We start from the raw sequence: 8,008 nt of genomic DNA, 5'->3' as shown, positions 1-8,008 counted from the left end.
TTCAAGATATGGTTCAAAAATTAAATGCTGATAAAAATGTAAAAGATGTAGAGTTTACGGTTAATGCAGGAATTTCTAATACATATAAGTACAATACAAAATTTAGTACAGTATTAGCAACAGCAACGCAATACAATTATAAAACTGAAAAATAAGGAAGAGGGCAGATATTATCTGTCCTTTTTCACATATTTGGTCAGATAAAAAAGGTTTAGTAAAATACTAAGCCTTTTTATTGTTTATATTCGGATTTTATATCTCCAGTTCTAACTTTGAATGAAGAAACAACGGTTCTCTCTGATGTTTGATTATTCGTTAAGTCGCCAGGAATGAAATTGCTTAATAAATCCCATTTTAAATTAGTTTCTAATTTAATCGTGATTTCATTACCATAGTCTTTTAGTGGAACGTTTATACTGTTTGTTAATCGTCTACCATCAATATACATACTCCAATCAGATTCTTTTAATCCAGAACGCTCTAAGGAATTTTTAACGTTTTGGTATAGTTCTTTGGAATGAATGTATTCACCTTTGAAATTTTCAGGCGTTCTTGTTTTTACACCACCTTGAGCTCCAACGACCCGTGAAACATAGGCGTTTGTAGATGAAATGGAATTTATTTTACTTAATATAGCAGACAAGTCAATAAAAGCTCCAATTGCAATGATGAATAACATGGCACATATCGCAATTTCAATCGTAGCAACACCTTTTTTATTTTCCAAAAAAGTCTTGATTTTCTTGTTTAATTTCATAGCAAATCCTCCTCGAAATTCAATATATTTTATTATATATAGTCAATGAGAAGAATATGAAACATACATGTTTTATCATCAGACTTTCTTATTATTTCAATTCGTGCATATTTTTAATGACTATCATCTATAATGCACTGTAAAAAACAAAAGAAAGGGGATGTAGTAATGAGAAAACATAAGAGACTGATAGATAAATTAATGGATATTCCAACTGATTTTTTGCTTACATATAATGGTGAATATGGGCATCTACTTATAAATCCTGTTAAGGCTGAAATTGTAGACAATATTGATAGAAATAAAATTGAAGAGAAGGTAAAAGATGCGTATTTAGAAGAAAATAAAGAATCTATATTAGAAGGGATTGAGCTTTCATATCAAGAGCAAAAAGATGAGGGAATTCCCAGGCAAATGTATTTAAAACAATGTTTAAAAGCGTATACAACAAAATGGTATGAATATGATGATGTGTATATATATAAGAAGAATACCTTATACAAAAAGATATTAGAGGGGTTATGTGAGGGGACCGCTTTTAAAATCCAAGATGATAGAAATGGATTACTTCTATTCTCGAATTCTTATTCTGCTCAACTACTATACAAAGGTAGTTATGTGGGCATGATAAAAATAAATGATGACGGAACAACACAAATTATAAATTAAAAGGAGCGTTACGTTTATCAGATGATGAGTCGTAACGCTCCTTGTGTTTGTTTTTGCGAGAATAAGAACCTTTTCCTTTTTTTGTACGGTGTTTCCCGTTCCCTCTGTTTACTTCATTTAAATGCTCATGGATATTGTCAATTTTAGATTTCCAATGTCCACCTTCAATTTTAATTGTCATTTTCTTCATATTTACCACCTCGTAATAATGTGTTTGTTCCATAATTTATTATAACATAAAATATGAAATTAGTAAAATATTATTTACTATAATAAGTTATTCTATATATGTAAAAACATTAAGAATATGAATAAAATTAATTTACATGTATATAATGATGTTATCGTGCGTGATGGCGAGTTATCCGAGGGAAAGGTTAGCTGTATAATCAATAAAAGAAGATACTTTTAAAGTGTCTTCTTTTTTATTGTGGTGGGGACTTGATGTATTAGGGGTAGGAAAGAATGGTAAGGTTTCTGAAAGAAAAGGAAGATTTTATTCTGTAACATAGTAAAGGTCGAGAAAATAAATCTCGACTTTTTTTATATTTATGGAGGGAAATATCTATAATATATGGATTATAACAAAACAGGTATTTGATAAATTTATTTAATAGGGAGCGATTTTATTATGGAAAAGTATTATGTAACAATGACAGACACATATTTAGGTGGTTGGGGAGATTCAGAAGGAAAAATTAATAAGGTGATTTTTGAATGTGATTCTTATGAAGAAGCTGAGGTTGTAGCTGATAATGCTAAGAATCGTGATGAAATGAAGTATGTAAACATTGTATCAAATAAACCATCATATAAAGAATCTAAATACTTTGTTCAGGTAAAAACAAAAGAAACACCTGGTGTATTACGTTCGTGGTATAAACCAGGATTTTTTGCAGAACAAGTTGCTTAATTAAGTTAATCTAAATTCAGGTATTCATTTAATTAAAAAAGAGGAGTGTTTTATATGATGATTAATGCGATTAATTCATTATTAAGAAAAAAAGGTACGATGATTTGTAATAACGGTGTAATGGAATTTTGTTCAGCGGAAAAGCAAGCTTACTTAGAGAATGAAGAAGTAATTGCATCTGCAATAAAGAATTTCATCGAGAATTTTAATATTGATTTTTTAAATGAAGTGAATGTATATGAAGGTAGATTTTTTGCTATTCAAGTGCATCAACAAGTGTTAGGTGCTGTTACATATAAGAAGCAAAAAATAGAGAGAAATAGCATTCGTGTAGATGGCATGATTAATGTAAAAGGTATACAACAATCATTTACTCTATTTTACAATGTAAGTAGATTGTCAGATGATTACACAAGAATTAAAACAGTCGGTTTACAGAATAGAAAAATTGAAGGAAGAAATCTTAAGCAATTACTAAAAGAGCAGAAATTAGTAATTAAAGCTTTGAATAAAGAAACAAGAAAAGCTTCAAATATTTAAAACGGAAACTCGCTTATTATAAGCGAGTTTTTTGTATTATTAATTATGAAATTATGGAGTTGAATTCTTAAACAAACTAAATTATATAAACATTATTTTCTGATAAGGAACTTAGTATTATATAAAAAATGATTGAACAGGAGGTAGTGAAAATGAAGAAAATAGAATTGATTGAGATGCTACAGAATGATAATAGACCCATGGATGCAGAGGTTGAAGTATACCTTGACTGTATGAATAATGATACAGGAATATGGGCGAGAATTACTGGATTGACGTATGACAAAAAACTAAAATCTTTGCATTTTACAGGTGAATATGAAGAATAAATGCTTAAAACACAAGGTTACTTTAAATAACTTTGTGTTTTTTATAACTTAATAGTAGCTATACTTGTATCGTGAGTCTCTCCATGGGATATCAAATGAATTCAGTTAATGTAAAAAACATCCTTATTATTTATTCCACTATTATATGTACATATCTTATAATCATCTTTTCTATAATCCCTCCTCATTTCATTATTGTCATAGCACTTATTTATTATTAAAGGAAATTAAACCTTTATTCATAGCTCGAACCTATTAAGCTCAAAAAATATCAACTATTGATTATATTTTTTGTTTTATATGTATAGAATATAGCATCTAAAAAAGATAAATAAAACATTGAATATATTTAATGAAAAAGAGGAGCGATTTTAAAATGAAATTACGAGACTATGACGAATCACAATACGAGGAAGTAATTACGAAAGAGAAAATTAGAAGGACGAAACCTCATAAATCTGAAGCAGAACAAGTGAAGGGTCGAAAATTAAATAAACGTAGAAAAGTTGCTAAGACTGAATAGAGAGCTTGATTATATATCAAGCTTTTTTATTTTGCAGATAAGTGTAAGTGTTTATAGAATAATATATTTGTTTATAAGGTTCATATAATATATTAAATAATTTAATAGAAAGAGGTGTTTTATACTATGAATGAACAATTATTGACAAAAGAAGAATTCGCATTGAAAATCACTGATAAATCTAATATTAATGGAATTCATCGTTTAGGGAATACGTTGGTTATAGGCTCTAAAAACACAGGGAAAACCACGGAAATGCTACCATTAATGGCACAACAAGATATTAACAATAAAGAGTGTGGTGCTACTTTTATTGTGGGAAGGAAAGACATTTCTTGTATGTTGTACGGCATGGCCAAGAAAGCAAAGAGAAAAGTTGTATTCTTAAAACCGAGTATAGATGAAAAGGCAAGAAAAATTCTTGAATTTAAAAATTATGAATATAACCGAGTAAAGGAAGAGGTTATTGATTATGAAGAGGTCATTAGTAAAAAGATGATAGTTATTATTGATATGGAATACGTAGTGAATGGGGATGATGGTATTAGGGCTACTGCAATGCTATTATCTCAATTGCAACTAAGTATGCAAGTGAATGAAGATGCCAAAGTATCGCCTCACTTTGTCTATATTGATGACTCTCAATACTATCTTCCATTTGTGGAATTATTACTCTCTTGTGGAGATGATTATTGTATTGGAAGTACACTCTTTATGCAAAGTAAAAAGCAAATGATTGATGAGCGGGGCGATTATGAGGCTATATTAGAGCCTAATATTAATAATTTTGTGTTTATGAACTCTCTCATTTATGAGGATTCTATTTATTACCAAAAGCAACAAGTCTATTACAGTTATAAAGAATTTGTAGGAAGAGGACGCAATGAGATTATTTGTGAAACCAAAAATGAAAAAGGGGAACGTTCTGTTGTCTTAGGTATTTTGAATCTTGTAGAAGACGCAGAAGATTGTATGCGGATAGGATTGAATCATAAAAAGAAAATGATGAAAAAGATGCCTAAAATAGAAAGGGAACAGGGAGCAGAAAAAATAGTACAGTTACAGGAAAAACAAAAGCCTATTCAAAAATCTATTGAAGCGATACATCAAAGGAAGAGCAAAAAGAAACAGTTTTTACAAACTGATTTTGAATCAGATGAGGAGTATTAACCCTAATTTCATTGACTATAATCAAGCTTGTTTTCTGAAAAAAATTTGGTTAGACTATAGGTAGAGAATGAATCGACAGGGGAGAGATATGAATGAGTTTGAAAAGAAAAAGCGAATCGTTAAATGATTTAAAATCAGTTATTATGTTTTTTATAAAAGATGTAAAAACGGACTTATTCATCACAACAAAGGGTAAGAAGTTATATCGTGCAAACGCCTATGAGTGTAAATCTGAAGGTTTATTATGCCAAGTGGGGGATATAGACGGTGGTAAAACCGTTCTCGTAGAATATCCAGATATTAAGAGGATAGAAGATAAAATTGAGGGAATAGTGTATTATGAAGTAAATGAATAAATAAAAAAAGACAGAATGTATCTGTCTTTTTTTATTTATTAAATTTGTTTTGAAACTTTTCAACTTCCTCTTTTAAAGTAATGACTTGTGTAAAGTCCGTGAGGTCAAGCTTCAAAATGAATGAAGCAAGATTTTCTATTTGTGATAAAGGAATCTTCATATTATCAACACGAATCATAGATTCTTTTGAAAGCCCTGCCATTTCTAAAACCTTTTGAGGATTAAGTGAAAAGAATTCACAAAGTTGTTCTAAGACTGCGATAGAAGGGTTTTTTCTATCTCCATTCTCCAAACGATGTAAATATGATGCACTTACTCCGATTGCTTTCGCTACTTTTTCTAAAGATAATTTTTTCTTGTTTCTTTCTGATTTCAAAAACGCTCCTAATTCATTCTCCATTGTTTCTGCTGTTTTAAATTTTAGTACCGTTGTCATTGTTTGTTCCTCCCCTATATATGCCATAACGACTGTATATCTCCATGATGTAAAAATAGTCCATTGTAAAAAAACTTTTAAATTTTATACCCATTAAGTATTCCTATTGTATGTTGTTTGTATATTATATTTATTAAATGTAATCACGATAACAAAATATGTGCATAAAATAAAATCATATGAACATATCATTTTATTTTATATAAAAAAGCAACCCATCCTGACAATAGGTTACTCAATTTTTTTTATCTCACGAAATAAAACTGTTTCGTTTCTCATTACGTGTGGTAAATCCTTGTGATAGTGCCCGAAATACCAATGAGAAAAATTTAAATTTTTATATATAGATTCTAAGTATTTATTTAAGCAATCTGGTTTTGGACGGAATCCATATAGTCTACATAGCATTTCTAATGTTTCTGTACGACAAGTGTGTGTAAGCACATAGTCAACACTATAGTTGTATTTTTCTAAATTAGAAATCCCTTCATCCATTTCTTTATAAGAGGGAAGTTCTTCCTCCCACCAATCAATTCCATTCATTCTTCTGTATTTATCTGTTGATGATGCACCACCGAAAGTAAAAAACTTCTTGTTGTTTATAGTAAAAACTTGCCCACGCATGAGGTGAATAATATTGTCGCTTAAGAAGTGAACTTTCCCACCGTTCCATGTTTTTTCCTCATACTTATTTAATAACGTGAAATTTTCATGATTGCCATCTATAAATAAAGTTGTAAATGGTTTTGCAACCAACTGTTGAAATAAATCTTTTTCCTTTTCTGAGTTATTCCATGGGAATCCAAAATCCCCTACAACGACAATATAATCATTTGTTGTTAAGTAGTCTATATCTAATATCCTTTGTATATCTAAAACACCATGTATATCTCCAGTTATTTGAATTGTTGACATTTTAATCTCCTCCATGATATTATCATAAAGTCTTTATAAACTATAGTCAATAAAATTCATAGAAAAGGATGAGTGATTATGACTTCTTTAATTGGTTGGTTAACACCTAATGCTACATTAGTTCCATGTGAATATGGAGGTCATCAGTATTTTGCAAGAGAGGTTTTAGATGAGCAACACTGGAAAGAAGATAAGTATAAAAAGATGGGTGAATTAAGAGAGTTTCATATGCCTGACGATGAATACTTGAAACGATTCAAGAACTATATTCCTATTTCGAGAGGTTTCGTAGGATTTCTTATTGATGAGAAACATACTTATCAAATTACACAAGCTCAAATCAAATGGTTCAAAGAGAATTATGACGATTTGGATGAAAGACAAAAAGAAGATGTTGACATTCTTTTCGAAGATAAGGAGCTGTGGCCGTCATGGAACTAAAAAAAATTAAGAGATTAAAAAATATAATCTATACCTTATTTGCGGTCATTGCAATTTTTTCATTCTATAAAATTCATGCGATGAACAAATCAATTGAAAAAGCAAATCATCCTACGGGTAGTGAGTTTACGGTTGTGCATAAAGACATTACAAAAGATGATGCAAATTATGCGGTGCTTGTTGATGAATTTTTAACACCAGAGAATTTGAAATCTGTTGCAGAGGATATCGTTAAAGATGAAAATAAGGATAAAAAAATTATCATTAGAATGTATTCAGATAAAGATTTAATTAAAAAAGAGAAAGTTACTGCAACAGTAACATATACAAAAAAAGATGGTTATCAGATTACTGATTATGATGAAGGTGAAGATAAGTGAAATGCAGGATTTGTAATGTAGATGAATCTGAATACCTATCGGAACTGTGTAAGCAATGTAGTTATTTATTGCGTATGGGATATACGGAGGAAGAAGTGAAAAAAGTTAGAGATGGTACATACAAGGTGATGGACTATGATTATTTTGTATCGTATTCATATACAAATGGTTGTTTTCGTGGCATTGATAATGACCACATTAATATATTTGAACACCCATCTGAAAAGGGTATGTTATGGATAAAAGAAGTTCAAACGAGAATTAAAAATAAGTATAAGTATGATGAAGTAAAGATTATTAACTTTCAAAGATTTGTAGATTACAAATAGGAGTGAATAAATTATGGATGCAATTATACAAGAAAAATCATTGAACATGATTGAGTTTATTGAATATCAAGCAGAAATACAACGAAAATACATCCAGAAAGAAATTAGTGCTGAAGATGCTATGGATTTGACTGGTAAGATGTTTACTCGTTTGCATTTAAATTTGAAAGAGATTAACTCTCGAAAAAATTAAGTCTTAGATATGGAGGGAATTATTATGTTTAAAAAGATTCATGAATATGAAGGTGGA

The 8,008-nt window shown here is 29.6% G+C and carries 15 protein-coding genes; 11 read left to right on the top strand and 4 right to left on the bottom strand.

Going from position 1 to position 8,008, the window contains the following annotated elements:
• Positions 1–232 precede the first annotated feature (232 nt).
• Complete coding sequence (locus tag MR160_RS32080; protein ID WP_242299076.1) at positions 233–757, bottom strand: TadE/TadG family type IV pilus assembly protein; 525 nt, start codon at positions 755–757, stop codon at positions 233–235.
• Positions 758–925: 168 nt separating this feature from the next.
• On the opposite strand from MR160_RS32080, the gene MR160_RS32075 reads away from it, so the two are divergent.
• On the top strand, positions 926–1,426 hold the full coding sequence (locus MR160_RS32075) for a hypothetical protein (RefSeq protein WP_242299075.1): 501 nt from the start codon (positions 926–928) through the stop codon (positions 1,424–1,426).
• Here the strand turns inward: MR160_RS32075 and MR160_RS32070 are convergent.
• Entirely contained in the window at positions 1,416–1,616 is a 201-nt protein-coding gene (locus MR160_RS32070; RefSeq protein ID WP_000738845.1) for a hypothetical protein, read from the bottom strand. The genes MR160_RS32075 and MR160_RS32070 overlap by 11 nt on opposite strands.
• Before the next feature lie 441 nt (positions 1,617–2,057).
• Between MR160_RS32070 and MR160_RS32065 the strand changes: the two genes are divergently transcribed.
• From MR160_RS32065 to MR160_RS32040, 6 genes are all read left to right on the top strand, one after another.
• Positions 2,058–2,339, top strand: a complete 282-nt coding sequence (locus MR160_RS32065) for a hypothetical protein (RefSeq protein ID WP_086877434.1) — start codon at positions 2,058–2,060, stop codon at positions 2,337–2,339.
• A 54-nt stretch (positions 2,340–2,393) separates the two neighbouring features.
• The gene (locus MR160_RS32060) at positions 2,394–2,879 is read left to right on the top strand and encodes a hypothetical protein (RefSeq protein WP_242299074.1); all 486 of its coding nucleotides are present in this window, start codon (positions 2,394–2,396) and stop codon (positions 2,877–2,879) included.
• Positions 2,880–3,031: 152 nt separating this feature from the next.
• Positions 3,032–3,208: a hypothetical protein gene (locus MR160_RS32055; RefSeq protein WP_154698619.1), complete on the top strand. Its 177-nt coding sequence runs from the start codon at positions 3,032–3,034 to the stop codon at positions 3,206–3,208.
• A 376-nt stretch (positions 3,209–3,584) separates the two neighbouring features.
• On the top strand, positions 3,585–3,731 hold the full coding sequence (locus MR160_RS32050; RefSeq protein ID WP_000776546.1) for a hypothetical protein: 147 nt from the start codon (positions 3,585–3,587) through the stop codon (positions 3,729–3,731).
• A 126-nt stretch (positions 3,732–3,857) separates the two neighbouring features.
• Positions 3,858–4,901, top strand: a complete 1,044-nt coding sequence (locus MR160_RS32045; protein ID WP_242299073.1) for a hypothetical protein — start codon at positions 3,858–3,860, stop codon at positions 4,899–4,901.
• Positions 4,902–4,993: 92 nt separating this feature from the next.
• Positions 4,994–5,257 (top strand): hypothetical protein, encoded by a 264-nt coding sequence (locus MR160_RS32040; RefSeq protein WP_242289023.1) that lies wholly within the window; start codon positions 4,994–4,996, stop codon positions 5,255–5,257.
• 31 nt (positions 5,258–5,288) lie between these two features.
• On the opposite strand, the gene MR160_RS32035 is transcribed toward MR160_RS32040, so the two are convergent.
• Together MR160_RS32035 and MR160_RS32030 are read right to left on the bottom strand one after the other, a co-directional pair.
• Positions 5,289–5,693, bottom strand: coding sequence for a helix-turn-helix domain-containing protein (locus tag MR160_RS32035; RefSeq protein WP_242299072.1), 405 nt, complete (start codon positions 5,691–5,693; stop codon positions 5,289–5,291).
• A 231-nt stretch (positions 5,694–5,924) separates the two neighbouring features.
• On the bottom strand, positions 5,925–6,608 hold the full coding sequence (locus MR160_RS32030) for a metallophosphoesterase (RefSeq protein ID WP_242299071.1): 684 nt from the start codon (positions 6,606–6,608) through the stop codon (positions 5,925–5,927).
• Positions 6,609–6,686: 78 nt separating this feature from the next.
• Between MR160_RS32030 and MR160_RS32025 the strand changes: the two genes are divergently transcribed.
• Genes MR160_RS32025 through MR160_RS32010 form a run of 4 tightly spaced genes read left to right on the top strand, consistent with a single transcriptional unit; the run spans position 6,687 to position 7,951 of the window.
• Complete coding sequence (locus MR160_RS32025) at positions 6,687–7,049, top strand: hypothetical protein (RefSeq protein WP_242299070.1); 363 nt, start codon at positions 6,687–6,689, stop codon at positions 7,047–7,049.
• A complete protein-coding gene (locus tag MR160_RS32020) occupies positions 7,040–7,429 on the top strand; it encodes a hypothetical protein (protein ID WP_242299069.1) in 390 nt (129 codons plus the stop codon). The genes MR160_RS32025 and MR160_RS32020 overlap by 10 nt, the downstream gene beginning before the upstream one ends.
• Positions 7,426–7,758, top strand: a complete 333-nt coding sequence (locus MR160_RS32015; protein WP_242299068.1) for a hypothetical protein — start codon at positions 7,426–7,428, stop codon at positions 7,756–7,758. The genes MR160_RS32020 and MR160_RS32015 overlap by 4 nt, the downstream gene beginning before the upstream one ends.
• Positions 7,759–7,771: 13 nt before the next feature.
• Positions 7,772–7,951: a hypothetical protein gene (locus tag MR160_RS32010; RefSeq protein ID WP_086877424.1), complete on the top strand. Its 180-nt coding sequence runs from the start codon at positions 7,772–7,774 to the stop codon at positions 7,949–7,951.
• Positions 7,952–8,008 lie beyond the last annotated feature (57 nt).

Source organism: Bacillus cereus group sp. BfR-BA-01382 (assembly GCF_022663475.1).
GTDB classification, from domain to species: Bacteria; Bacillota; Bacilli; order Bacillales; family Bacillaceae_G; genus Bacillus_A; species Bacillus_A thuringiensis_S.
Note: the sequence above shows the minus strand (reverse complement) of the source record. Positions and strands in the feature narration are given on the sequence as shown.

Bases quoted from the DNA above. Each gene is read 5' to 3' on its own strand.
- MR160_RS32080 (WP_242299076.1), bottom strand. From the start codon at position 757: ATGAAATTAAACAAGAAAATCAAGACTTTTTTGGAAAATAAAAAAGGT.
- MR160_RS32075 (WP_242299075.1), top strand. From the start codon at position 926: ATGAGAAAACATAAGAGACTGATAGATAAATTAATGGATATTCCAACT.
- MR160_RS32070 (WP_000738845.1), bottom strand. From the start codon at position 1,616: ATGAAGAAAATGACAATTAAAATTGAAGGTGGACATTGGAAATCTAAA.
- MR160_RS32065 (WP_086877434.1), top strand. From the start codon at position 2,058: ATGGAAAAGTATTATGTAACAATGACAGACACATATTTAGGTGGTTGG.
- MR160_RS32060 (WP_242299074.1), top strand. From the start codon at position 2,394: ATGATGATTAATGCGATTAATTCATTATTAAGAAAAAAAGGTACGATG.
- MR160_RS32055 (WP_154698619.1), top strand. From the start codon at position 3,032: ATGAAGAAAATAGAATTGATTGAGATGCTACAGAATGATAATAGACCC.
- MR160_RS32050 (WP_000776546.1), top strand. From the start codon at position 3,585: ATGAAATTACGAGACTATGACGAATCACAATACGAGGAAGTAATTACG.
- MR160_RS32045 (WP_242299073.1), top strand. From the start codon at position 3,858: ATGAATGAACAATTATTGACAAAAGAAGAATTCGCATTGAAAATCACT.
- MR160_RS32040 (WP_242289023.1), top strand. From the start codon at position 4,994: ATGAGTTTGAAAAGAAAAAGCGAATCGTTAAATGATTTAAAATCAGTT.
- MR160_RS32035 (WP_242299072.1), bottom strand. From the start codon at position 5,693: ATGACAACGGTACTAAAATTTAAAACAGCAGAAACAATGGAGAATGAA.
- MR160_RS32030 (WP_242299071.1), bottom strand. From the start codon at position 6,608: ATGTCAACAATTCAAATAACTGGAGATATACATGGTGTTTTAGATATA.
- MR160_RS32025 (WP_242299070.1), top strand. From the start codon at position 6,687: ATGACTTCTTTAATTGGTTGGTTAACACCTAATGCTACATTAGTTCCA.
- MR160_RS32020 (WP_242299069.1), top strand. From the start codon at position 7,040: ATGGAACTAAAAAAAATTAAGAGATTAAAAAATATAATCTATACCTTA.
- MR160_RS32010 (WP_086877424.1), top strand. From the start codon at position 7,772: ATGGATGCAATTATACAAGAAAAATCATTGAACATGATTGAGTTTATT.